Origin of the sequence: uncultured Piscinibacter sp. (assembly GCF_937952055.1) — a bacterium.
GTDB lineage: Bacteria > Pseudomonadota > Gammaproteobacteria > Burkholderiales > Burkholderiaceae_C > Piscinibacter.
In genome coordinates this window covers 1-22,490 of the sequence record NZ_CALFYO010000019.1, presented here as the reverse complement: position 1 = coordinate 22,490, position 22,490 = coordinate 1, and the positions used below count along the sequence as shown (strand labels likewise).

Here is a 22,490-nt window from a genome sequence, read left to right as displayed (position 1 = left end):
AAGAACCACATGATCGAGAACATCCTGGTGCTCGGCGGGACCGGCTTCGTGGGCCGCAGCGTGTGCGAGAAACTGGTGGAGCGCAGCGGCGGCGCCGGCGGGCGCATCCTCGTGCCGACGCGGCACCCCGAGCGCGGCAAGCACCTGCAGATGCTGCCCACGCTGCAACTGCTGCCGGCCGACCTCCACGACGATGCGCAGCTCGCGCGGCTGGTGTCGGGCTGCGACGCGGTGATCAACCTGGTCGCCGTGCTGCAGGGCGACGAGCGCCGCTTCCAGCAGGTCCACGTGGAGCTGCCGCGACGCTTGGCGCAGGCCTGCCGCGCGGCGGGCGTGCGGCGCCTGGTGCACGTGAGTGCGCTGGGTGTGGGCGCCAGCGCGCCCAGCCGATACCTGCGCTCCAAGGCGGCCGGCGAGCAGGCGCTTGCCGAAGCCAGTCTGGACCTGACCGTGCTGCGGCCTTCGGTGATCTTCGGCGCGCACGACCGGCTGCTCAATCTCTTCGCCACGCTGCAATCGGTCGCGCCCTTCGTGCCGCTGGCCGGCGCCGAGTCGCGCTACCAGCCGGTCTGGGTGGACGACGTCGCCACGGCGATCGTGCGCTGCCTCGACGACGCGTCGACGATCGGCAAGGTCTACGAATGCGCCGGCCCCGACGTCTTCACCCTGCGCGAACTGGTGCAGTCCGCCGGCCGATGGGCGGGCTGCCCGCGGCCGGTGATCGGCCTGCCGGGCGGCCTGGCGACGCTGCAGGCCATGCTGATGGAGCTGCTGCCCGGCGAGCCGCTGATGTCGCGCGACAACCTGGCGTCGATGACCGTGCCCAGCGTCGCCAGCGGCACGCTGCCCGGCCTCGACGCCCTGGGCATCCGATCCACCGCGCTGGCCGCCGTCGCGCCCCAGTACCTGGCACCCGGCCAGGGGCCGGCCCGACTGGACGCCTGGCGCGCGCGAGCGCGGCGCACCTGAGGCTTCCGCGCGATGTGCGCCGCGCATGGCGGCGATGCGCATCCGTCACCCCGGCATGCGCCGTCGGCGGCTAGCATGGCAGGACACCCCCATCCCGGAACCGCCATGCAGCTCTTCATCGGCAACAAGAACTACTCGTCCTGGTCGATGCGCCCCTGGGTGCTGATGACGCAGGCCGGCATCCCCTTCGACGAGGTGAAGATCCGCTTCGACGCCTTCACGCCGGGGTCGAGCTTCAAGACCGAACTCGCGAAGCACACGCCGGCCGGCCGCGTGCCGGTGCTGGTGGACGACGGATTCACGGTGTGGGACACGCTGGCCATCGCGGAGTACCTCGCCGAACGCTTTCCGGACAAGCCGCTCTGGCCGGAGGATGCGAAAGCCCGTGCCCGCGCGCGCAGCGTCTGCGCCGAGATGCACGCCGGCTTCGGCGCGCTGCGAAGCCACTTCCCGATGAACGTCGAGGCACGCCTGCCCGAGGTCGGCGCGCGCGTGCTCGCCGAGCAGCCGGCCGTGCGTGGCGACCTCGCGCGCATCGTGTCGATGTGGAGCGAACTGCTGCAGCAGCACGGAGGGCCCATGCTGTTCGGCCGCTTCGGCATCGCCGACGCCTACTTCGCGCCGGTGGTGATGCGGCTGACCACCTACGCGCCGCCCCTGCCCTCCGCGATTGCCGAGTACATGCAACGCGTGCGGGCCCTGCCCGGCGTGGCCGCCTGGGTGAAGGACGCGCTGGCCGAGCAGGACTTCCTCGACTTCGAGGAGCCCTACCGCACGCACCGCTGAGCCCGGTCCGGGGCGGCGCATACACTGCCGCCGCATGAAGGTGTACCTGGTCGGCGGCGCGGTGCGCGATGAGTTGCTAGGCCGTGCGTCGGGCGACCGTGACTGGGTGGTGGTCGGCGCCACCCCCATCGAGATGATCGAGGCCGGCTTCGAGCCGGTGGGTCGCGACTTCCCGGTCTTCCTGCATCCCGAGACCCATGAGGAATACGCGCTGGCGCGCACCGAGCGCAAGACGGCGCCGGGCTACCACGGCTTCGCCTTCCATGCCGCGCCCGAGGTCACGCTCGAGGAGGACCTGGCGCGCCGCGACCTGACGATCAACGCGATGGCGCGCGACGAAGACGGCGCGCTCCTCGACCCCTACGGCGGCCGGCACGACCTGTCGCAGCGCGTGCTGCGACACGTCTCGCCCGCCTTCGCCGAGGACCCGGTGCGCATCCTGCGCCTGGCGCGCTTCGCGGCACGCTTCCACGATTTCTCGGTGGCGCCGCAGACGGTGAGGCTGATGCGCGGCATGGTGGACGCCGGCGAGGTCGATGCGCTGGTCGCCGAGCGCGTCTGGCAGGAGCTCGCCCGCGGGCTGATGGAAGCACGGCCCAGCCGCATGTTCGAGGTGCTGCGCGACTGCGGCGCGCTCGAACGGCTGCTGCCCGAGGTCGACCGTCTCTGGGGCGTGCCGCAGCGGCCCGACTACCACCCGGAGATCGACACCGGCGTGCACCTGATGATGGTGCTGGACATGTCGGCGCGCCTCGCGGCCAGCCTGCCAGTGCGCTTCGCCTGCCTGGGCCATGACCTCGGCAAGGGCACGACGCCCGCCGACGTGCTGCCGCGGCACCTCGGCCACGAGACGCGCAGCGTGACGCTGGTGCGCGGCCTGTGCGAGCGCTGGAAGGTGCCCACGGATTGCCGCGAACTCGCCGAGGTGGTGGCGCGCGAGCACGGCAACGTGCATCGCAGCGAAGGGCTCGACGCCAAGGCGGTGTTGCGGCTGCTGGAACGCTGCGATGCACTGCGCCGCCCGGAGCGCTTCGACGAACTGCTGCTCGCTTGCGAATGCGATGCGCGGGGACGCCTGGGCAAGGCGGAGGAGCCCTACCCGCAGCGTGACCGACTGGCGAGCGCCTTGCTTGCCGCTCAGGCCGTGGACACGGGTCCGGTCGCCGAGGCCGCGGCGGCACGCGGCCTGAAGGGGCCTGCGATCGGCGATGCGGTGCGCGAGGCTCGCGCGCAGGCGATCGCCGCCCGGCTCGGCTAGATCAATGCGCCGATCGCCATCGCGATCAGGCTGAGCAGCAGGCTGCTCGCGATCGGCAGGTGCCACTCACGGCCACGCCAGCGGAAGCTGAAGTCGCCGGGCAGCCGGCCGAGGCCGATGCGGCGCAGCCAGACGACCAGGCCCTGGAAGAGCACGAAAGCGAGCAGGAAGACGATGAGCCAGCGCATGGGTCGGCCTCACAGGGTGTGGGTACGGTCGCCGGTCGAAAAGCCGATCGGCTCGATGTCGATGCCCTTGGCCAGGCCGATCACCTTGAACAGTTCGCCCATCTCGTGCTCGGTGAGCAGCTTCTGCGCGTTCGCCGTCGTGCGCAGGTCGGCGCCCTGCAGCAGTTCGAGCAGGCCGCAGTTCATCAGGAAGTGTGCCTGCGTGGTGTAGCCGATCACGTCGAGGCCGGCATCCTGCGCCGCCAGCGCGATGCCGGTGAAATCGACATGGGCGGTGATGTCCTTTTCGCCCACGTCGCTCAATGGGGCGTCGTCGCTGCGATGCGCCCGGTGGCACATCAACGTGCCGCCGCGGCGCTGCGGGTGGTAATACTCGGCCTCGGGGAAGCCGTAGTCGACGAAGAAGGCCGCGCCGCGCTCCAGCCTTTCGGCCAGCGTAGCGACGAAGGCACGCGCCTGCGCATGGATCTCGGTGACGGTGCCAGGCGCGAACGCCGCGTCGACAGGAGGGCGCAGCGCGGTCGGCCGATCGGCCCAGGTGAGGCGATCACCGTCCAGCGACACGCCGCGTTCGAGCCAGCACTCGCCGTCGAAGTGCAGCAGTTGCACCGGCATCGCGTCGAGCACTTCGTTGCCGACGATCACGCCCTGCAGCAGGGGCGGCCATTCGTCGACCCAGCGCACCCGGTCCGAAAAGGGCGCGAGCCGCTCGCGCTGCCGCTCGCGCAGCGAGCCCGACAGCTCGACGAGGGTGTAGCGCTGCACGCGCTCGCCCAGCGCTTCGAGCAGCTGCGCGGCCAGTGCGCCCGAGCCGGCACCGAACTCCCACACCTCCGCACTGCCGGCGGCCTCCAGCGCCTGCGCCACCTGGCGGGCGAGGGCGCGGCCGAACAGCGGCGACAGCTCGGGGGCGGTGACGAAGTCGCTGCCGGAAGCGGGCAGCATGCCGAACTTGCGGCTGGCGCGGCTGTAGTAGCCGAGGCCGGGTTCGTACAGCGCCATGGCCATGAAGCGATCGAAGCCGATCCAGCCGCCGCCCGCGGCGATGGCCTCGCGAATGCGCCGGCGCAGGGCCGCCGATACACTGTCGCCCTCGTTCTGTTGCATCGCCGCATTGTAGGAAGCCATGCCCTCCCGGCCCGTCGCACTGGTCACCGGCGCCGCCCGTCGCATCGGGCGGGCGATCGCACTCGACCTGGCGACACATGGCCACGACGTCGCGCTGCACTGCCACAGGCCCTCCGATGACTCGGCACGGACGCTGGCCGAGCTGCGCGCGCTGGGGGCACGCGCCGAGCTCTTCGCCGCCGATCTGGCCGACGAGGCGGCCTGCCGCGCGCTCATGCCGGCGGTGGCCGAGGCCTTCGGCCGTGTCGATGCGCTGGTCAACAATGCCTCGCGCTTCGCCTATGACGATGCGGCAAGCTTCGGCCATGCCGAGATGGAAGCTCACTGGCGCGTCAATGCGGCGGCCCCCATCCTGCTGACACGCGCCCTGCACGATCAGCTGTGCAGACGCGAGGCAGACGGCTGCGTGGTCAACCTGCTCGACCAGAAGCTGGACAACCCCAACCCCGACTACTTGTCGTACACGCTTTCCAAGGCGGCCCTGCACAGCGCGACGGTGATGCTTGCGCAGGCCCTGGCGCCGCGGCTGCGCGTGTGCGGCGTGTCGCCCGGCGTGACGCTGCTTTCCGGCGAGATGAGCGAGGCCGACTTCGCCAGCGCCCACCGTCTCACGCCGCTGCGGCGCTCGTCGACGCCACAGGACATTGCCCACGCCGTGCGCTACCTGATCGAGGCGAGCGCGGTGACCGGCACCACGCTGCTGGTCGACGGCGGCCAGCACCTGGTGGCCCAACCGCGCGATGTCGCCTTCCTCGTCAAGACCCCCTGACCATGCAGAGCCTGCTCAACCACGCCAGCCTGATGGACTGCAGGCGCCTGTTTCTGCGCGACTACGAGGTGCGCATGAACATCGGCGTACACGATTTCGAGAAGCAGGGCGAACAGCGCGTGCTGATCAACGTCGACCTGTACGTGCCGCTGGCGCTGTCGACACCGACGCACGACGACCTCGACGAGGTGGTGGACTACGACTTCATCCGCCGCAGCATCAGCGCTCGGCTGGCGCGCGGCCACGTCCACTTGCAGGAGACGCTGTGCGACGACGTGCTGGCGATGATGCTCGCCCATCCCAAGGTGCGCGCCGCGCGCGTGTCCACCGAGAAGCCCGATGTGTATCCCGACTGCGATGCGGTCGGGTGTGAAGTGTTCGCAATGAAGGAGCCGGCATGAGCGCGGTGCTCGACGACCCGAAGGCGGCTGCGAAGGCTGCCCATGAAACCAACAAGCTGTCGAAACGGTTGCACCGCCTGGTCGGCCAGGCGATCGCCGACTTCAACATGATCGAGGACGGCGACAAGGTCATGGTCTGCGTCTCCGGCGGCAAGGACAGCTACGCGCTGCTGGACATCCTCATCAACCTGCGCCAGCGCGCGCCGATCCGGTTCGACCTCGTTGCCGTCAACCTCGACCAGAAGCAGCCGGGCTTTCCGGCTCACGTGCTGCCCGAGTACCTGAACAGCCGCGACGTCCCGTTCCACATCGAGAACCAGGACACCTACTCGATCGTCAAGCGCCTCATCCCGGAGGGCCAGACGATGTGCAGCCTGTGCTCGCGCCTGCGCCGCGGCATCCTGTACCGCGTGGCCGGGGAGCTCGGCGCGACCAAGATCGCGCTCGGCCACCACCGCGACGACATGCTGCAGACGCTGTTCATGAACATGTTCTTCAACAGCCGGCTGAAGGGCATGCCGCCCAAGCTGGCCAGCGACGACGGCAATCACATCGTCATCCGCCCGCTCGCCTATGTCGCCGAGACCGACCTGGAGCGCTGGGCGGCGCACCGCCAGTTCCCCATCATCCCCTGCACGCTGTGCGGCAGCCAGGACAACCTGCAGCGCGTGCAGATGAAGAAGATGCTGCGCGAATGGGAGCGCCAATACCCCGGGCGGCTGGACAACATCTTCACCGCGATGGGAAACATCGTTCCCTCGCACATGATGGATCGCAAGCTCTACCCGTTCACCACGCTGCACACTAGCGGCAAGGTCAACCCGGACGGGGACCGTGCGTTCGACGAGGACGAGGACTGCGCGACACCGGCCACCGCCCCCATCCGCGTCCACCGCGACGACTGAGGTACGACAGATTCCAGGAGGCGCTCACCATGATCCGCACCCTGATGCTCCTCATCGGCACCGCCATGCTGGCCGGTTGCGCATCGCTGAACAGCCTGACCAGCGAGGTGTCGAGCTACAGCGTCTGGCCGGCCGATCGCAAGCCGGGCAGCTACGCCTTCGAGCGCCTGCCTTCGCAACAGTCGCGTCCGCAGCAGCAGCAATTGCTGGAGGACAGCGCCCGCCGCGCGCTGGAGACAGCTGGCTTCACGCCCGTCGCCGAGGGTCAGGCCAGCGAGTTCGTCGTCCAGCTCGGTGCGCGCGTCAGCATCACCGAGCAGTACTACGACGATCCGTTCTGGTGGCGCGGCGGCCTGTACTACTACCGCTTCGCGCGGCCCTGGCCCTACTACGGCGTGGGAGCCGCCATCCCGACCACCACCTACGAACGCGAGGTCGCCGTGCTGATCCGCGATCGCAAGAGCGGCCAGCCGCTGTACGAGACACGCGCCAGCAACGACGGCGCCTCGTCGGCGATCAAGTCGCTGTTGCCGGCGATGTTCGAGGCGGCAATGAAGGACTTTCCGGCCGGCAGCGTGACGCCTCGGCGCGTGACCACCGAGATCAGCCCGCCCTGAGCTTCGCGGCCGGCCTGCGCCTCAGTCCGGCGTTGCCGCCAGGGCGCGCAAGTCCGTCTCCCAGCCCTTGAGCTTTGCCGCCGCGGCTTGGCGCTGCGCCAGTGTGGTGCTGTTGTGCAGGCTGGCCACGAAGCTGCAGTTGTAGGTCTGCAGCCGCTCCTGGTAGCGCCGGTAACCTTCGCGCGGCGACCGAGACACGCGCTCGACCTGGGCGCGCAGCGCGGCCAGCGCCGCGTCGCGCGAGGCGGACTCGCCGCTCAGGCGCCGCAGCATCTGCAGCGTTTCCTGCTGGCGCTGCAGGCGCTCCGCATGCCAGGTTTCGGCGTCGAAAGGCGATGCCTCCAGAAGACTCTCGACGAGAGCGCGCTGCGCGTCGTCGAGCGGACCGTAGAGGATCTCGACCCGATCCAGCGTGCGTTCGACGGCACGCTCGCGCCGTTTGGCCGGATCCGGATTCAGGAAGTCGCTGCGGAACTCCTCGTTCAGCCGCGCATAGCGCTGCTCGACATGCGCGAGCTGCCGCGCCGTCAGCGTCGGGATCAGTTCCGCGGCATAAGGCAGCATCTCATCGACTGCCCGCTCGCCGCGTCGGCGCAGCTCCGCCCACCAGCGGCAGACGCGGTCTGGCGAGGTGTCCGCCAGTACGTCAGCGCGGGCGCGGACGAGCAGCTCGGCGTAATCCGGCAACTGCGTGCGGCGGTGCCAGGCGAACCACTGCTCGAGCCTGTCGCGCGTGCGGCGCGCCTGCGCATCATCGAAGTCTGCGTAGCCGTCCAGCCACCAGAAGACCAGCTCGGGTGCCTGGTTGTAGCCGAATCGGACCGCACTGCAGCCCGCCAGAACACCGGCGAGCGCGACCAGCGCCACCATAATGCGCAGTCTCGACACCACGTTCCGCAGGAACAAACGCGTCATGGCTCTGGACATCGTGATCATGGCCGCGGGCAAGGGAACCCGCATGAAGTCGACCCGGCCGAAGGTGCTGCACCGCCTGGCCGGTCGCAGTCTACTTGAGCACGTGCTCGACGCGGCCTCGTCGCTGCAGGCCGAGCGCACCGTGGTGGTCACCGGCCATGGCGCGGATCTGGTCGAGGCCGCGGTCCACGGGCCGGGCAGAGTGTTCGCCCGCCAGGAGCCGCAACTCGGTACCGGCCACGCCGTGCAGCAGGCCGCGCCGCATCTGCACGACGAGGGCACCACGCTGATCCTCAACGGCGACGTGCCACTGATCGAGCCCGACACCCTGCAGGGGCTGGTGCGCGCCTGCGGCGGCAAGGCCCTGGCGTTGCTGGCCGTGGTGCTGGACGACCCGAGCGGCTACGGCCGGCTGATCCGCAGCGGCGACCCTGTCGGCGGCACCATCGAAGGCATCGTCGAGCACAAGGACGCGACGCCGCAGCAGCGCCACATCCAGGAGGTCTACACGGGTGTGATGGCCGCGCCCACGGCCCATCTGAAGCGCTGGCTCGCCGCACTGAGCAACGACAACGCACAGCGCGAGTACTACCTCACCGACGTCGTGGCGATGGCCGTGGCCGACCATGTGTCGGTGGTCGCCACCCATGCGCACGACGAGACCGAGGTGCTGGGCATCAACAGCCCGGCGCAGCTCGCCGAGTTGGAGCGCCGCTACCAGCGGCGCGTGGCCGACGCGCTGATGGAAGCCGGCGTGCGTCTGGCCGATCCGTCACGCATCGACGTGCGCGGGACGCTGCTCTGTGGCCAAGACGTCGAGATCGACGTGAATTGCGTGTTCGAGGGTCGCGTCGAGCTGGGCGACAACGTGCGCATCGAATCGCACTGCGTGCTGCGCAACCTGCGCATCGAGGACAACGCAGTGGTGCACTCGTTCACCCACGCCGACGGCGAGAAGGCCGGCGCGCGCATCGGCCGAGGCGCGGAGGTCGGCCCGTTCGCGCGCCTGCGCCCCGGTGCCGACCTCGGCGAGGACGTGCACATCGGCAATTTCGTCGAGGTGAAGAACTCGGTGCTGGGCAAGGGTTCGAAGGCCAACCACCTCGCCTACCTGGGCGACGCCACAGTCGGCGAGCGCGTCAATTACGGAGCCGGCAGCATCACCGCGAACTACGACGGTGCCTACAAGCATCGCACCGTGCTCGGTGACGACGTGCACGTGGGCAGCAACTGCGTGCTGGTGGCGCCGATCACCGTCGGCGCCGGAGCGACCATCGGCGCGGGCTCCACCGTCGCGAAGGATGCGCCGGCAGGCCAGCTCACCGTGGCGCGCGCGAAGGCCGTGTCGCTCGACGGCTGGCGGCGCCCGGTCAAGGTCAAGAAGTAGCCGCGGCCGCGACGCGCCGTTCGGTTTCCCGGCGCGCCCGCGCCCAAGCCTCGAATTCGGCCACCGGCATTGCCGCGCCGATCAGCAGGCCCTGAATCTGCGCGCAGCCCTGTTGCGCAAGGAACTGCCGCTGCGCGTCCGTCTCGACACCCTCCGCGGTGACCGTCATGCCAAGACTCAGACCGAGCTGCACGATCGCGCGCGTGATCGCCGCCGAGTCGCGGTTGCCCGGCAGGTCGTGGATGAACGAGCGGTCGATCTTGATCTTGTCGATCGGCAGCTCCTTCAGGTGGCCGAGCGAGGAATAGCCGGTGCCGAAGTCGTCCACGGCAATGCCCAGGCCGATGGCCTTCAGCCGCAGCAAACGGTGTTTCACCTCACCGAGGTCGTCCATCAGCATGCGCTCGGTCAGCTCGAGCTCGAGCAGGCTCGCGGCCTGGCGCACGTCGCCGTCGTCGGCGAGCACCTGAGCGACCGCCTCGACGAAACCCACCGACTGGAATTGCACCGTCGACAGGTTGACGGCCACCGGCGCGATGCCGAGGCCCTGCGCGTGCCATCGCGCCGCGCAGCGCGCCGCCTCCTTCAGCGCCCATTGGCCCATCGGCAGCATCAAGCGCTGGCGCTCCGCCACCGGGATGAACTCGTCCGGCATCAGCAGGCCGCGCTCCGGGTGGTTCCAGCGCAGCAAGGCTTCGCAGGCGACCAGCACGTCGTCGCGCAGCCGCACCTGCGGCTGGAAGTAGAGCTCGAACTCGCCGCGCTCGAGCGCGTGAGCGAGCTGGCCCTCGAGCACCAGCGCCGCGTAGGCGCTGTCGGCCATGCCGCGATCGAAGAACTGGTGGTTGGCGCGACCGCGCGACTTGGCGAGGTACATCGCACTGTCGGCGTTCTTGATCAGCTCGTCGGGCGTGTTCGCATCGCCGGGGAAGAAGGCCACGCCGATGGATGGCGTGACCGAGATCGGCCGGCCCTCGGCGGTGACCGGCACCTCGATCGCGGAAAGAAGCTTGCGCGCCACCTCGTCGACGTCGTGGTGCTGCTGCTCCGCCGACGGGCCGCCGTGCAGCAGCACCATGAATTCGTCGCCGCCAAAGCGCGCCACGAGGTCGGTCACGCGCAGGCTGGCGAGGATGCGCGCCGATACCGTGCGCAGCAGCGTGTCGCCAACGAGGTGGCCGAGCGAGTCGTTGACACGCTTGAAGTGGTCGAGGTCGATGAACAGCAACGCCAGTCGCGTGCCTTCGGCCTCCGCTGCCGCCATGTGCTGCTGCAGTTGCTCCATGAACGACATGCGGTTGGGCAGGCCGGTCAGCGCGTCATGGTGCGCGAGGTGGTGGATGCGCGCCTGCGCCGCCTGGCGGTCGCGGATGTCGCGCACGATGGTCATGCGCATGCGCTCGCCGTTGCGCACCATGGTGCGCACGATGAACTCAACCGCGACGCGGTGGCCGGCCTTGTCGAGTATCACGCTCTCGTAGGCGGTCTCCTGGCCGGCATTCATCACCGCCGCGACACGCGACACATGGTCGGGCGCGATGAACTCCAGCACCGAGCGTCCCTTCAGTTCCTCCAGCGTGTAGCCCATCAGCGCGCACAGGGGAGGATTGGCATCGGTGATGAATCCGTCCTTGTGAAAGACGATGCCCTCCGCGCTGGCCTGCATGAACTTGGCGAGGCGCTCCTCCGATTCACGCACCGCGCGCTCGGAAAGCCGGTGCTTGGTGATGTCGGAAATCAGCACGAACGCGCCGACCGTGTCCCCCTGCTCGCCGACATGCGGCAACAGGTTGACGTCGATGAAGCGGCTGCTGCCATCGGGCTGCGGCAGCTGGCGCTCGTAGGAAGCCGCCTGCTGGTGCCGCAGCACCTGCTCGACGCGCGGCTGGATCTGGTCGGCTGCGCCCTGGCCGATCACCTCGGCGAAAGTCTTGCCGACAACCGAGCGCTCGTCGGTACCGAAGGTGCGCGCGTAGGCCTTGTTGGCGAACTCGCACTGGAAGTCACTGGCGCGGTAGTAGGCGATCAGCACCGGCACGTTGTCGGCGAGCAGGCGGAACAATGCGGCCTGCGCGCGCGCTTCGCTCTCTGCCTGCTTTGCCGCGCTGGCGTCGTGCAGCAGGCACAGCCAGCTCCGCGTCTTCGCGCACCAGCGGCAGGTCCACTCGACCCAGGCGACGCCAGCGACGAAGAGGGCCGTCGAGAAGTCGACGCGACGCGCCAGCAGGTCGAGCAGCTGGTGCCGGCTGTCCGCGGAAAGCAGTTCCTGCCACGCCCGGCCGAGCAGCCGGGCGGTGTCTCGCCGGGCGAAGGCGGCGAGGGCCGCGTTGACGTGCAGCGCGCCGCCCGCCTCGTCGAGCAGCATCACCATGCCCGGCAGCGCGTCCCAGGCCGCGGTCTCGGCGAGCGTGGGCATGTCGCCGGACCTCATGGCGATGCCGACCTCATCGTCTGCATGGCCAGGCAGAGGTCTTCCCATGCCTTGGCCTTGTCGTCGAGGTTGCGCAGCAGGTAGGCGGGGTGATAGGTCACGATCAAGGGCACGCCCTGGTAGCGATGCACGCGGCCCCGCAGCTTGCCGATCGCTTCGTTGCTGCGCAAGAGGCTCTGCACGGCGAAACGGCCCATGGCGAGAATGATGCGCGGTTTGACCAGTTCGACCTGGCGGATCAGGAACGGTTCGCACTGCGCCAGTTCCTCGGGCTCCGGGTTGCGGTTGCCCGGTGGACGGCACTTGATGGTGTTGGCGATGTAGACCTGGTGCGCCGCGTCGGCCTCGGCCCGCGTGAGGCCGATGGCGCGCAGCATGTTGTCCAGCAACTGGCCGGACTTGCCGACGAAGGGCTCGCCCTGGCGATCTTCCTGCTCGCCTGGCGCTTCGCCGACGACCATCCAGTGCGCGCCCGTGTTCCCGACGCCGAATACCGTCTGTCGCCGTCCTTCGCAAAGCTTGCAGGCCCGGCAGTTCGCCACCGCCTCGCGCAAGGCGGGCCAGTCCATGCTCTCGACGCCGGTGGGTCGATCACCGCGCACCGGCGAGACCGTACGCGCAACGGGCTCGGTCGTGGCAGTTGCCGCGCCCTGCCCTCGCTGCGCGGGAGGCACGGGAGCGCGGACTTCCACCTGGATGTGCTCGGGCCGAGGCGCAGTCCACAGCCTGACTCCCATCTCCGCGAGCATGGCGCGCTGGCGCTCAGTCCAGCTCATGGCCCGCTCCATCGATCGCCAGGCTCATGACCACGGCATCCTCGCGCTGGCCCTTCGGCGCAGGGTAGTACCCCTTGCGCCGCCCCACGTAGACGAAGCCGTGCCGCAGGTAGATGGCTCGCGCCCGCTGATTGCTTTCGCGCACCTCCAGCCAGAGCTGCCGCGCGCCACGCTGGCGGCACAGTGCGGCCAGCGCGTCGAGCATGAACAGCGCATGGCCGCGGTGCTGCACGCGCGGCGCCACGGTGATGTTGAGCAGGTGCATCTCCTCGACGCCGGCCATGGCGACGAAATAGCCGAGGATCGCGCCTGCATCGTCGTACAGCACGCGGCCGATGTAGCTGGAAGCGAGCGAATCGACGAAGTTGCCGCGGCTCCAGGGAAAGGCGTACGCGGACACCTCGATGGCCATGACCGCGTCGAGGTGCAGCGTGGTCATCGGCAGCAGCACGCGCTGTTGCGACGGAGCCACGGCGCTCACGCAGACACCTTCGCGCTGCGCTCGGCCTCGCGCTCGGCCGTCGTCTGCGCGACCTTGTCGCGCAGGTAGACCGGCAGCGCCAAGGCGGCGTCGATCGCGCCACCGTCGTGCCAGGCGGCCTCGGCCAGGCGTGCCAGCGCCCGGGCGCGCGACCTTGTCCGGGGCCTCGCCTGCGCCGTGGCGAGGTGCAGCTGCGCGCCGAGCGCGTCGAGGGCAGTTCCGGCCACGAGCAGCGGCGGCTCCACCGCCCAGCGTTCGTTCAATGCGGCAGGGCGGCACAACATCGGCGCCGCTCGCACCTGCCAACGGCCCGCCGCGAAGCGATAGTGCGCCGCATAGACCTCGTCCATGCGGGCGTCCATCGCCACCCAGCAGTCCGCGCCGTCCTCACCGAGTTCGTCGAGCGCGTCCTGCGCGACGAGAAGCAAGCTGTCCAGCGACAGCACCGGCTTGCCCGCGCCGAGCGCAAGGCCCTGGGCAACCGAGCAGGCACTGCGCAGGCCGGTGAAGGCGCCCGGGCCCCGACCGAAGCCGACGGCATCGACTTCGCGCAGCGTGCAGCCGGCGCGCTGCAGCAGTGACAGCAGCTCCGGCAGCAGGCGGGCGGACGCCTGCGCGCCGCCCTCGCCTTCGAAGACATGGGTCTCGCCGGCGCGGCTCAGGGCAATGGACATTGCCTCGGTGGAGCTGTCGATGGCCAGCAGGCAGGTCATGGCGGCGAGTTTAGGTCAAGGCCCGCTGCGCCCCGGGAGCCCATGCGATCATCGCAGCATGACCTGCACGTCGTTCTTGCGATCGCTGTTGCTGGCGCTGTTCGTCGTCATCGCCGGTCCGGCCGCGGCACGCCTGCCGCCCGAGGTGCGCATCGCGCTGGACCGCGCCAGGCTTCCGGCGGATGCAATGTCGGTGGTCGTTCAGGAAGCCGGCACGTCGCGCGCGCGCCTGGCGTGGCGCGCGGACGTTCCGGTCAACCCGGCTTCGCTGACCAAGCTGCTGACCACCTATGCGGCGCTCGACCTGCTTGGCCCGGCATGGGCCTGGGACACGCCGGTCTGGCTGCAGGGCACGGTGACCGATGGTGTGCTCGCAGGGAACCTCGTCATCAAGGGCAACGGCGACCCGAAGCTGGTGCCCGAGCGGCTCTGGCTGCTGCTGCGGCGCGTGCAGCAGCTGGGCGTGCGCGAGATCCGTGGCGACATCGTGCTCGACCGCAGTGCCTTCAGCGTGCCCGAAGGACATGCGGCCGACTTCGACGGCGAGCCGCTGCGGCCCTATAACGTGCGGCCCGACGCTCTCCTGCTGGCCTACCGCTCGGTGGTGCTGACCATCACGCCGGATCCGGCGCGCGGCATGGCGCTGGTCGGCATGGAGCCGACGTTGGCGGGCGTGCGCATCGACACGAGCGTGCCGCTCTCCCCGGGACCGTGCGGCGACTGGCGCGCCGAGCTAAAGGCCGACTTCGGGGACACGACGCGGATGAGGCTGACCGGCAGCTTCCCCGCCGCCTGCGGCGAAAAGACCTGGCCTCTGGCCTATGCCGACCCGCGCCGCTACGACGACCGCGTGCTTGCCGGACTGTGGCGCGAGATGGGCGGCACGCTGACGGGGACGGTTCGCGACGGCACGGCACCTGCCGCGCCGCCGAGCTTCACCAGCGTCTCGCCGACGCTGTCCGAGGTGGTGCGCGAGATCAACAAGTTCAGCAACAACGTGATGGCGCAGCAGCTCTTCCTCACGCTGGGTTTGGCACGCGCCGGCTCGGGCTCCCCCGAAGCTTCACGCGAGGTGCTGCGCGGCTGGCTGGCCGAGCGCATCGGCGGTGCCGCCGAGGGCGCGGTGCTCGACAACGGCTCGGGCCTGTCGCGCGAGACGCGGCTCACTGCGCAGCAGCTCGCGCGCGTGCTGCAGTCGGCCTGGAGCAGCACGGTGATGCCCGAGCTGCTGGCCTCGCTGCCGGTCTCCGGCACCGACGGCACGCTGCTGCGGTCGAAGGCGTCGGCCGGCCGCGCGCATCTCAAGACCGGCTCGCTGCGCGACGTCGCCGGCGTCGCGGGCTTCGTGCTCGCGCAGAACGGGCACCGCTACGTCGTCGTCGCGGTGGTCAACCATCCGAATGCCAATGCGGCGAGGTCGGCGATCGATGCGCTGGTGCAATGGGTCGTCGACGATGCCGGCGCACAGCACCCGCAGCGCGAACGCCGGAACTGACGGCCCCTCCGATGACCCCGACCCTGAGCACCACCGACTGGCTCGGCTACGCCGCCGCCGCGCTGACCACGCTGTCCTTCGTGCCGCAGGCCTGGCACACCTTCCAGACGCGCGACGTGAGCGGCATCTCGCTGGGCATGTACAGCGCCTTCACGCTGGGCGTGCTGCTGTGGCTGGTCTACGGCGTGATGCTCGGTGCCTGGCCGGTGATCGTGGCGAATCTCATCACGCTGGCACTGGCCGCGTGCATCCTGACGATGAAGATCGTGCTCGGGCGGCGGGACCCCTGAGCCCCGCGTCGCGACGGCCTCAGAACCGGTACGAAGCCCCGATCGAGTACACCACCGGCCGGAAATCGATTGTCGTCGTCAGCACCGTCGAGCCGCTGGCGACCAGGTCGCTCTTCACCTTCAGGGCGGTCACGCTGGCGAAGATGCCCCACTGGCCCGACAGCGCGTACTCGATGCCGGCCTTGCCGGCAATACCGACCGAGTCGCTCATCTCCACGTTCCATCCGAACGGGTTCTTGATGTCGGTGAACTTGGTGTAGTTCACGCCAAGTCCGACATAGGGGCGCCAACGGTCGCCGGTCCCGCCGAAGTGGTAGTTGACGAACAGCGTAGGCGTCACGTTTCTGGCCGAGAGCACCTCGCCGAGGAAGGCCACGCTGCCTGTCGCCTTGGCATCGATCTTGGGCGGCAGGCCGAGCGCCAGTTCGATGCCTACGTTCGGGTTGAGCCAGCGTTCGTACTCGAACAGCAGGGTCGTCGCGTCACCCGTCTCGGCATCGGCGCCGCTCGGGATGCCTACGCCGGTGATTCCCGTGCTCTTCGAGTTCGTGGTGTAGCGCGCCACGCCGACCTTGATCGACGAGTCCTGCGCCTGTGCGGCCGCGAAGGGAACTACCACAAGTGCCGAGAGTACGAACGCCTGGATTGTTGTCTTGCTCATGCTGTTCTCCATGTCGCGTTCTTCAGAGCCAGCCCGCGGCCTGGAGTTGCCGGGTGACTGCGTCGCTCAATGCCTTGTGTCCGCCCGTCGACGGGTGATTGCCGTCGGCCCACAGCCAGGTGAGCGGATCGGCGCCGGCTTCCAGGCCGTTGTAAGGGACGCCGGGTGTGGCGTTGCAGAAGAGCGAAAAGCCGTCGGTGATCAATCCGCCGGTGATGGCGGCAATGGTCGAAATGCTGCAAGCCCGGTCGGTGACGTTCAGGAGGCCGTAGTCCGCCGGGTTGGCCTTGACGTCGCTGAAGACCGCGGGCAGGTCGATCCATTGAACGGGCTGTCCTGACAGCCCCTCGCGAAGCCACAGGTTGTAGGTCTGCGACAGCACGGACAGGATGTTCGAGATCGGCGCCGGAAAGGCCGAACCCTCCGGCGTGACGGACAGGTCGGGCATGTTCGTCACCGCAACATACTTGCCGCCCTTGGCGAGAATCTCGTCACGGACATAGCCGGCCGTTTCGACTGCAGCCTTCTTCATGACCTCCTGGGCGTCGGCTTGCGGTTGGAACAGCAACGCAGAGGCCTGCTCCGCAGTGATGGCCCCGGTCTGCACCTGCGTCAGCACCTGGACCACGAATGAACCGAAGCTCGTCGGATCCGAAGTGTCCATCAGCTTGAAGACTTCGTTGCCGCCCGGCCCCTGCACGAGGATCAGATCGCTGTCCTTGAAGCTGCCGAACCGCTCGAGGTGGTTGGCGATCTGGGTCTTCAGCGGCACCGTCAGGGCTCCGCTGCTGTGACGCACTCCGTCCGGGTCGGTCACGAGTGCACCGCCCTGGCCGTAGCCGGTGCAGGTGTTCGCCAGTGCCGGGTCGGCCGCCGCAGGGCACTTCACGGACACGCCCGCGTAACCCACCTCGGCCGGCGTGATGCTCAGCCCCAGCGAGGCCGCGACGTTCTCGACCCAGACGGTGCTCGTGGCGCTGTTCGTGGTGAACTTCCCGCCGAAGTACAACTGCGGGTCGGTGTTCGGGATGGCAGTGGCCGGCGTGTAGGTGCCCAGGTCACTGAGGCTGTCGCCGAACGACACCACGGCGCTGAAGGTTCCCTTCGTGGTCGGCCCGCCGGTGGGGGCACCGCTGCCGGGTACGTAAGGGTCGCCACCGCCGCACGCGGCGAGCAACAGCGCCGCAATGGTCAGCGAGGCGAAGGTCCGGATCGATCTCATGCACACCTCCCGAGGTCAGGGGAACGACGGACGATTCTCCGCCCCCCGCGCCCACTCTAGGGGGGCGATCTGAAGGGACGATCAGGGACAAACCCGGCCGATTGCGTTCCGGTTGATCGAGCGCAAGGGTTCAGAACGGATTCGCCCGCGCGCGCGTGCCAGCCAGCGAACCGACATAGATGTGCGCGCCGGCACTGATGTGCGTTTCGTCGGCCCACAGGTGGTTGTTCGCGGTCGCGCCAGTGACGAGCGTGTCGGTCGTGCACAGGTCGACGGTCGCCGCGAGCGCCTCGTCGCAGGCCGGCGTGGTGACGTCGGACATGCCGTAGGAGGACGGGAACTTGGCCATCGACTGGATCAGCTCGTCGGTCAGCATGATGGCCACCTCGGCGCCGGATTCTCCGGCGATGCCCACGCGCAGACCTTCGTTGAACTTGGCCACGAGGCGTCCGATCAGGGCACTGCGGCTGGTATCTCCGGCTGCGGTGTTCTCGGCCAGCGCGAACGGTGAGCGGCTGAGGTCTGGCACCGTCGACACGAGCACCTTGCCGCCGGCACTGGCGATGCGGGAGACCTGTCTTGCCAGTTCCAACCCGGCCGCGTAGATGGCGGCCTGGAGTTGCGCTTCGTTGGTGCCGTCGTACAGCGCGTACTGCGCGAGCACGTCGTTCTGGCCGGTCAGGAGCGTGACCAAGTCTTTGCCGGAGAAGGTGTCCGGCGTGTCGAGATGTGCCCTGATCTGCGCCTCCAGATCGGCCACCTTGCTGAATGCCACTGCATAGATGCGACTGCGCGGATCGGGCACGGCATTCGGATTGCAGTCCGGGAAGACCAGGCCATATCCCGTCGCCAGGCGCTGCACCCACAACCCGCCGAGTTCGCAGTCGATCGTCTTCACGCCGTCAGCGTCCGTCGCCAGCGTGTTGATCGTGTACTTGCGTCCCTCGCTGGTGATGACGCTGTTCTCGTCGCCGAAAGCGAGCACGCGCGTCGGCTCGAAAGGAACGACCGGATCACCGCCCCCGCACGAGGCAAGCAGCGCCGCCCCTGCGAGCGTGAGCGCCAGCGCGACGCGGCGATGTCCATGGGCCAGCAAGTTCATCGATGCTCCAGAAATTGAGGGTGCAAGACTTGGACGTGCCCGCGCTCACGCGGCCGCGGCGCGCGTGAGGCGATCCCGAACGCCATCCCATTCGGGCGACGGAGGCAGTTCCTCGACCCAGATGAGATCCAGGCCTTCGGCGTCGAGTTCACGCAAGGTGGCGAAGAGTTCGCGAGCCGCTTGCTCGGGATCGGCAGGCATGACACGTCGGGTCAGGCGCGAACCGGCGGGCAACGCCACCGAGCGGGAATATACCGCCAGCTTCAGAGCACTGTCGCCGAGCATCTGCAACGCCGTGTTCAACATTTCCGCCGGCATCAAGCGAAGGCGTGCACGCGGCGCATAGTGTGCCTCGAGGGTTCCCGGGGCGCGCGGGGACTCCTCGTTCGGCTTGCCGAGCGGCACTCCGCCGGCGGCCTCGATGCGTTCGCGGCCGATCTGCCCAGGTCGCAGCAGGACAGGCGCGGAGCCCGAGCAGTCGACGATCGAGGACTCGATGCCGACCGCGCAGTCGCCGCCGTCCAGCACGAGCAGTCCGTCGCCGAACTCATCGACGACATGACGCGCTCGTGTCGGGCTGATGCGCCCGAATCGATTCGCGCTGGGCGCGGCAACCCCGAGAACGCCGCGCCGGCGTGCCGCCGCCAGCAAGGCGCGTGCGACCGGGTGAGCCGGGCAGCGCAGGCCGATCGTGGCCTGGCCACCGGCTGCGGCCTCGGCCAAGCCGGGCGCACGCGGCACGATGACGGTCAGTGGTCCCGGCCAGAACTCGGTGATCAGGCGGCGCGCCACCTCGGGAAGGCCGGCTGCGAAACGTTCCGCATCGTTCGCATCGGCCACATGCACGATCAGTGGGTGATCGCTGGGGCGGCCCTTGAGCGCGAAGATGGCGGCCACCGCCTCGTCGCTGTCGGCGCGCGCACCGAGGCCATAGACGGTCTCGGTCGGGAAGGCGACCAGTTCTCCCGCCGCCAGCGCATCGGCCGCGCGCTCGATCGCCGCTTCATCACACCCCGGGAGCAACACGATTCAGAACGCCTCGATGCCCAGAAGCGCAGCGACCTGGAGCGCCACCGCGCGGGTGTGGGCAGCCGTGTCCGCGGTCACGGTCAGGTGACCCATCTTCCGTCCCCGTCGCGCCTGTGCCTTGCCGTAGAGGTGCAGGTGCACACCGGGGAGCGCCAACACCGCGGCCCAGTCTGGTTCGACCGCTTCGTCGCTGGCGCGAAACCACAGATCGCCGAGCAGGTTGAGCATGATGGCAGGCGAGTGCAGACGCGGCTGCACCAGCGGCGCACCGGTCAACGCACGCACCTGCAGTTCGAACTGCGAGACGTCGCAGGCATCGATGCTGTAGTGGCCGGAGTTGTGCGGACGCGGCGCCATCTCGTTGGCGACCAGCGAGCCGTCGCGCAGCACGAAGAACTCGACGCACAGAACGCCGACGTACGCCATCGACGCGGCGATGCGCGCGGCGGCATCGATCGCCTTGCGCTGAATTGCGTCGTCCAAGTCGGGAGCGGGCACGGTCGTCACGGCCAGGATGCCGTCGCGGTGCAGGTTATGCTGGAGCGGCAGGTGGACGAGCGTGCCGTCGGCCGATCGGGCGACGATGACGCTGATCTCGGCCGCGAGATCGAGTCTCCGTTCGAGCACACAAGGCACCCGCTTCATCGCATTCCAGGCCGCGAACAAGTCGGCACGGCTTTCTACGCGGGCCTGGCCCTTGCCGTCGTAGCCCAGGCGCGAGGTCTTGAGGATGCCTGGCAGCAGCGCGCCAGCATCCAGTGCCTCCAATTGCTCGGCGCTCTCGATCACCGCATGGGCTGCGCAGGGCACCTCGCAACGAAGGAAGTGCGACTTCTCGAGCGCACGATCCTGACAGATCGCTACCGCGTCGGCATCCGGTGCCACCGGTCGATGTGCGCCGAGCGTGACCAGGGCGGCAGCCGGCACGTTCTCGAACTCCGTGGTGATGGCTGCACTGCGCTGCATCAACTGCGCGAGGCCTTGTTCGTCGAGATAGGCCGCTTGAATGTGGAATTGAGCGACCAGTCCGGCCGGGCTCGCGGGGTCGGGGTCCAGCACAGCCGTGAAATAGCCCAACTGCTGCGCTGCATGGACGAACATGCGGCCGAGTTGGCCGCCACCCATCACGCCGAGCGTGGCGCCAGGAGGAACGAAGCGGGAGGAAGTCGGCATCGGCTCGATCACTTCAGCTCGGCGGTCATCGCGCGGGCGGCTTCCGTCTGGCGGGAGCGGAAGGCCTCGAGTCGGGCGCGCACCGAAGTGTCCTCCCCAGCCAGCATGGCCACGGCAAACAGGGCGGCATTGGCGGCCCCGGCAGTGCCGATGGCGAAGCTGGCGACGGGAATTCCCTTGGGCATCTGCACGATCGAATGCAACGAGTCCACCCCTTGCAGGTGCCGACTCGCCACCGGAACGCCCAACACCGGCACGGTCGTCTTCGACGCCAACATGCCAGGCAGGTGGGCGGCTCCGCCGGCACCGGCAATGATGGCACGCAATCCGCGACCGACCGCTGCTTCGGCATAGGCGAACATGTCATCGGGCATGCGGTGCGCGGAGATGACGCGCACTTCGTGCGGCACGCCGAACTCGGCGAGAATCTCGCTCGTGTGACGCATGGTCTCCCAGTCGCTGCTGGATCCCATGACGACACCGACGAGACAGGGGGCGGTGGTCACGGCTCTCTCCGGTCTCCGAACAGCCCGCCATTGTAGGCGGCGCGTCCGTGACACTGCCCGACCTTACCGCCCGCCATGCTGGATATCACCCTCACCAACTTCGAGCACGATGTCATCGACGCGTCCATGCGGCAGCCCGTCTTGCTGGATATCTGGGCGCCGTGGTGCGGCCCGTGCAAGTCGCTTGGGCCGGTGCTCGAGAAGCTGGAGACGGCGTACGCCGGCCGGTTCGTGCTCGCCAAGTTGAATTCCGACGAGCAGCCGGAGATCGCCGGACAGTTGTCGCAGATGTTCGGCGTGCGCAGCATCCCCTTCTGCGTGATGTTCAAACAAGGACAGCCGGTCGACGGCTTCGTCGGCGCCTTGCCGGAAGGGGAACTGCGCCAGTTCCTCGACAAGCACGTGCCAAGTGAGCAGGAGCAGGCGGGACGCGAGGATGTCTCGGAGGCCCACGAGTTGCTCCAGTCCGGCCGCGTGGACGATGCGATCGAGCGCCTGAAACAGGCCGTTGCACTCGATCCGGACAACGATGCAGCGCGAGCCGTCTATCTGCGGGCTTTGCTCGGCGCAGGCAGGATTGCGGAGGCGGAAGCTGCGATGAGGCCGGTGGCCGGTCGATCAACGACGCTGGGAGAGGATCTGGCGGCCTGCGCAATGTGGCTTCGAGCCTGCAAGGCAATGCGAGGTGAGAGCGACAAGGGTCCACTGAGCCGAATCCAGGCCAACCCCAGAGACCTGGAGGCACGTTTCCAGCTCGCGCAGTGGCAGTTCTCTCGAGGCCGATTCACGGACGCGCTCGACCAATTGCTAGAGATTCTGATGCGCGACAAGCAATGGCACGAAGGACTGGCTCGGACGACCTATCTCGCGGTACTCCAGTTGCTGCGCCGTGAAGAAATGCAGGCCGCCTCCACTGCCGCGCTCCCTGACGCCACGAGCACACTGGTTGCACGGGCTTCGCCGCCCGCACAGCAGTCCGTCGCGGACACCTACCACCGGCGACTCAGCATGGCACTGTTCTGACCAGCGTCGTCGCCACAGCAGTGAGAACGGGGCTCCGTTGCGGGAGCCCCGTGGTCAAGGTGTCAAGGCTTCGTGCCCGTCGGGAAGGGCCAGGCAGCCTGCGGACTGAGCGCCGTCTTCGCTGGAGCGGCAGCCGCAGGGGCAGGCGCCGCAGGCGCCTTCTTCGCGGCGGCCTTCTTGGGGGCCTTCTTCGCCGCAGCCTTCTTCGCCGGGGCCTTCTTCGCCGCAGCCTTCTTCGCCGGGGCCTTCTTCGCCGCAGCCTTCT

At 68.9% G+C, this 22,490-nt stretch carries 24 protein-coding genes and 1 pseudogene; 11 read left to right on the top strand and 14 right to left on the bottom strand.

From position 1 onward, the window contains the following. Nucleotides 1-12 precede the first annotated feature (12 nt). The 3 genes from Q0599_RS07560 (at nt 13) to Q0599_RS07550 (ending at nt 3,013) form a co-directional block, all read left to right on the top strand. A complete protein-coding gene (locus tag Q0599_RS07560; protein WP_298829321.1) occupies nt 13-969 on the top strand; it encodes a complex I NDUFA9 subunit family protein in 957 nt (318 codons plus the stop codon). A 105-nt stretch (nt 970-1,074) separates the two neighbouring features. Further along, a complete protein-coding gene (locus tag Q0599_RS07555) occupies nt 1,075-1,755 on the top strand; it encodes a glutathione S-transferase family protein (protein WP_298827889.1) in 681 nt (226 codons plus the stop codon). Nucleotides 1,756-1,789: 34 nt separating this feature from the next. Next, nucleotides 1,790-3,013, top strand: coding sequence for a multifunctional CCA addition/repair protein (locus Q0599_RS07550; protein WP_298827887.1), 1,224 nt, complete (start codon nt 1,790-1,792; stop codon nt 3,011-3,013). Here Q0599_RS07550 and Q0599_RS07545 read toward each other — a convergent pair. Both Q0599_RS07545 and Q0599_RS07540 read right to left on the bottom strand, forming a co-directional pair. Then, nucleotides 3,010-3,201, bottom strand: a complete 192-nt coding sequence (locus Q0599_RS07545; RefSeq protein WP_298827885.1) for a DUF2905 domain-containing protein — start codon at nt 3,199-3,201, stop codon at nt 3,010-3,012. The two genes, Q0599_RS07550 and Q0599_RS07545, sit on opposite strands and share 4 nt — an antisense overlap. Nucleotides 3,202-3,210: 9 nt before the next feature. Then, nucleotides 3,211-4,308, bottom strand: coding sequence for an SAM-dependent methyltransferase (locus tag Q0599_RS07540; protein WP_298827883.1), 1,098 nt, complete (start codon nt 4,306-4,308; stop codon nt 3,211-3,213). 19 nt (nt 4,309-4,327) lie between these two features. Here Q0599_RS07540 and Q0599_RS07535 point away from each other — a divergent pair, with 19 nt between their 5' ends. From Q0599_RS07535 to Q0599_RS07520, 4 genes are read left to right on the top strand one after another with little or no spacing between them, the layout of a single operon-like run. Beyond that, nucleotides 4,328-5,098 (top strand): SDR family oxidoreductase, encoded by a 771-nt coding sequence (locus tag Q0599_RS07535; protein WP_298827881.1) that lies wholly within the window; start codon nt 4,328-4,330, stop codon nt 5,096-5,098. Between the two features lie 2 nt (nt 5,099-5,100). Then, on the top strand, nt 5,101-5,499 hold the full coding sequence (locus Q0599_RS07530) for a dihydroneopterin aldolase (protein WP_298827879.1): 399 nt from the start codon (nt 5,101-5,103) through the stop codon (nt 5,497-5,499). Continuing rightward, a complete protein-coding gene (ttcA, locus tag Q0599_RS07525; protein ID WP_298827875.1) occupies nt 5,496-6,404 on the top strand; it encodes a tRNA 2-thiocytidine(32) synthetase TtcA in 909 nt (302 codons plus the stop codon). The genes Q0599_RS07530 and ttcA overlap by 4 nt, the downstream gene beginning before the upstream one ends. 29 nt (nt 6,405-6,433) lie before the next feature. Next, nucleotides 6,434-7,021: a DUF4136 domain-containing protein gene (locus tag Q0599_RS07520; protein ID WP_298827872.1), complete on the top strand. Its 588-nt coding sequence runs from the start codon at nt 6,434-6,436 to the stop codon at nt 7,019-7,021. Nucleotides 7,022-7,042: 21 nt separating this feature from the next. On the opposite strand, the gene Q0599_RS07515 is transcribed toward Q0599_RS07520, so the two are convergent. Then, nucleotides 7,043-7,936: a DUF6279 family lipoprotein gene (locus Q0599_RS07515; RefSeq protein WP_298827869.1), complete on the bottom strand. Its 894-nt coding sequence runs from the start codon at nt 7,934-7,936 to the stop codon at nt 7,043-7,045. On the opposite strand from Q0599_RS07515, the gene glmU reads away from it, so the two are divergent. Further along, complete coding sequence (glmU, locus tag Q0599_RS07510) at nt 7,935-9,323, top strand: bifunctional UDP-N-acetylglucosamine diphosphorylase/glucosamine-1-phosphate N-acetyltransferase GlmU (protein WP_298827866.1); 1,389 nt, start codon at nt 7,935-7,937, stop codon at nt 9,321-9,323. The genes Q0599_RS07515 and glmU overlap by 2 nt on opposite strands. Here the strand turns inward: glmU and Q0599_RS07505 are convergent. Genes Q0599_RS07505 through tsaB form a run of 4 tightly spaced genes read right to left on the bottom strand, consistent with a single transcriptional unit; the run spans nt 9,313 to nt 13,724 of the window. Further along, on the bottom strand, nt 9,313-11,754 hold the full coding sequence (locus tag Q0599_RS07505; RefSeq protein ID WP_298827862.1) for an EAL domain-containing protein: 2,442 nt from the start codon (nt 11,752-11,754) through the stop codon (nt 9,313-9,315). The two genes, glmU and Q0599_RS07505, sit on opposite strands and share 11 nt — an antisense overlap. Further along, on the bottom strand, nt 11,751-12,530 hold the full coding sequence (locus Q0599_RS07500) for a uracil-DNA glycosylase (protein ID WP_298827859.1): 780 nt from the start codon (nt 12,528-12,530) through the stop codon (nt 11,751-11,753). Before Q0599_RS07500 ends, Q0599_RS07505 begins: the two co-directional genes overlap by 4 nt. Further along, entirely contained in the window at nt 12,517-12,969 is a 453-nt protein-coding gene (gene rimI, locus Q0599_RS07495) for a ribosomal protein S18-alanine N-acetyltransferase (RefSeq protein WP_298829320.1), read from the bottom strand. The genes Q0599_RS07500 and rimI overlap by 14 nt, the downstream gene beginning before the upstream one ends. A 38-nt stretch (nt 12,970-13,007) precedes the next feature. Further along, nucleotides 13,008-13,724, bottom strand: coding sequence for a tRNA (adenosine(37)-N6)-threonylcarbamoyltransferase complex dimerization subunit type 1 TsaB (tsaB, locus tag Q0599_RS07490; protein WP_298827857.1), 717 nt, complete (start codon nt 13,722-13,724; stop codon nt 13,008-13,010). A gap of 58 nt (nt 13,725-13,782) precedes the next feature. Between tsaB and dacB the strand changes: the two genes are divergently transcribed. Together dacB and Q0599_RS07480 are read left to right on the top strand one after the other, a co-directional pair. Further along, nucleotides 13,783-15,219 (top strand): D-alanyl-D-alanine carboxypeptidase/D-alanyl-D-alanine-endopeptidase, encoded by a 1,437-nt coding sequence (gene dacB / locus Q0599_RS07485; RefSeq protein WP_298827854.1) that lies wholly within the window; start codon nt 13,783-13,785, stop codon nt 15,217-15,219. Nucleotides 15,220-15,242: 23 nt separating this feature from the next. Continuing rightward, nucleotides 15,243-15,509 carry a SemiSWEET transporter gene (locus tag Q0599_RS07480; protein WP_298829319.1) on the top strand — a complete coding sequence of 89 codons (267 nt, stop codon included), beginning with the start codon at nt 15,243-15,245 and terminating at the stop codon, nt 15,507-15,509. Nucleotides 15,510-15,528: 19 nt separating this feature from the next. Here Q0599_RS07480 and Q0599_RS07475 read toward each other — a convergent pair whose 3' ends face one another. The 6 genes from Q0599_RS07475 to purE all read right to left on the bottom strand — a co-directional run bounded on the left by Q0599_RS07475 (nt 15,529) and on the right by purE (nt 21,169). Then, nucleotides 15,529-16,170, bottom strand: coding sequence for an OmpW family outer membrane protein (locus Q0599_RS07475; RefSeq protein WP_298827851.1), 642 nt, complete (start codon nt 16,168-16,170; stop codon nt 15,529-15,531). Between the two features lie 22 nt (nt 16,171-16,192). Continuing rightward, nucleotides 16,193-17,347, bottom strand: a complete 1,155-nt coding sequence (locus Q0599_RS07470; protein ID WP_298827849.1) for an SGNH/GDSL hydrolase family protein — start codon at nt 17,345-17,347, stop codon at nt 16,193-16,195. Between the two features lie 175 nt (nt 17,348-17,522). Then, nucleotides 17,523-18,494, bottom strand: a complete 972-nt coding sequence (locus Q0599_RS07465) for an SGNH/GDSL hydrolase family protein (protein ID WP_298827847.1) — start codon at nt 18,492-18,494, stop codon at nt 17,523-17,525. Between the two features lie 45 nt (nt 18,495-18,539). Further along, on the bottom strand, nt 18,540-19,520 hold the full coding sequence (locus Q0599_RS07460; protein WP_298827844.1) for an L-threonylcarbamoyladenylate synthase: 981 nt from the start codon (nt 19,518-19,520) through the stop codon (nt 18,540-18,542). Nucleotides 19,521-19,523: 3 nt separating this feature from the next. Next, nucleotides 19,524-20,696: a 5-(carboxyamino)imidazole ribonucleotide synthase gene (locus tag Q0599_RS07455; RefSeq protein WP_298829318.1), complete on the bottom strand. Its 1,173-nt coding sequence runs from the start codon at nt 20,694-20,696 to the stop codon at nt 19,524-19,526. An 8-nt stretch (nt 20,697-20,704) separates the two neighbouring features. Beyond that, on the bottom strand, nt 20,705-21,169 hold the full coding sequence (purE, locus tag Q0599_RS07450) for a 5-(carboxyamino)imidazole ribonucleotide mutase (RefSeq protein WP_298829316.1): 465 nt from the start codon (nt 21,167-21,169) through the stop codon (nt 20,705-20,707). Nucleotides 21,170-21,277: 108 nt separating this feature from the next. On the opposite strand from purE, the gene Q0599_RS07445 reads away from it, so the two are divergent. Then, nucleotides 21,278-22,225, top strand: coding sequence for a tetratricopeptide repeat protein (locus Q0599_RS07445; RefSeq protein ID WP_298827842.1), 948 nt, complete (start codon nt 21,278-21,280; stop codon nt 22,223-22,225). A 62-nt stretch (nt 22,226-22,287) separates the two neighbouring features. Here Q0599_RS07445 and Q0599_RS07440 read toward each other — a convergent pair. Then, nucleotides 22,288-22,490 (bottom strand): annotated as a pseudogene (locus tag Q0599_RS07440) (histone); the annotation flags it as partial.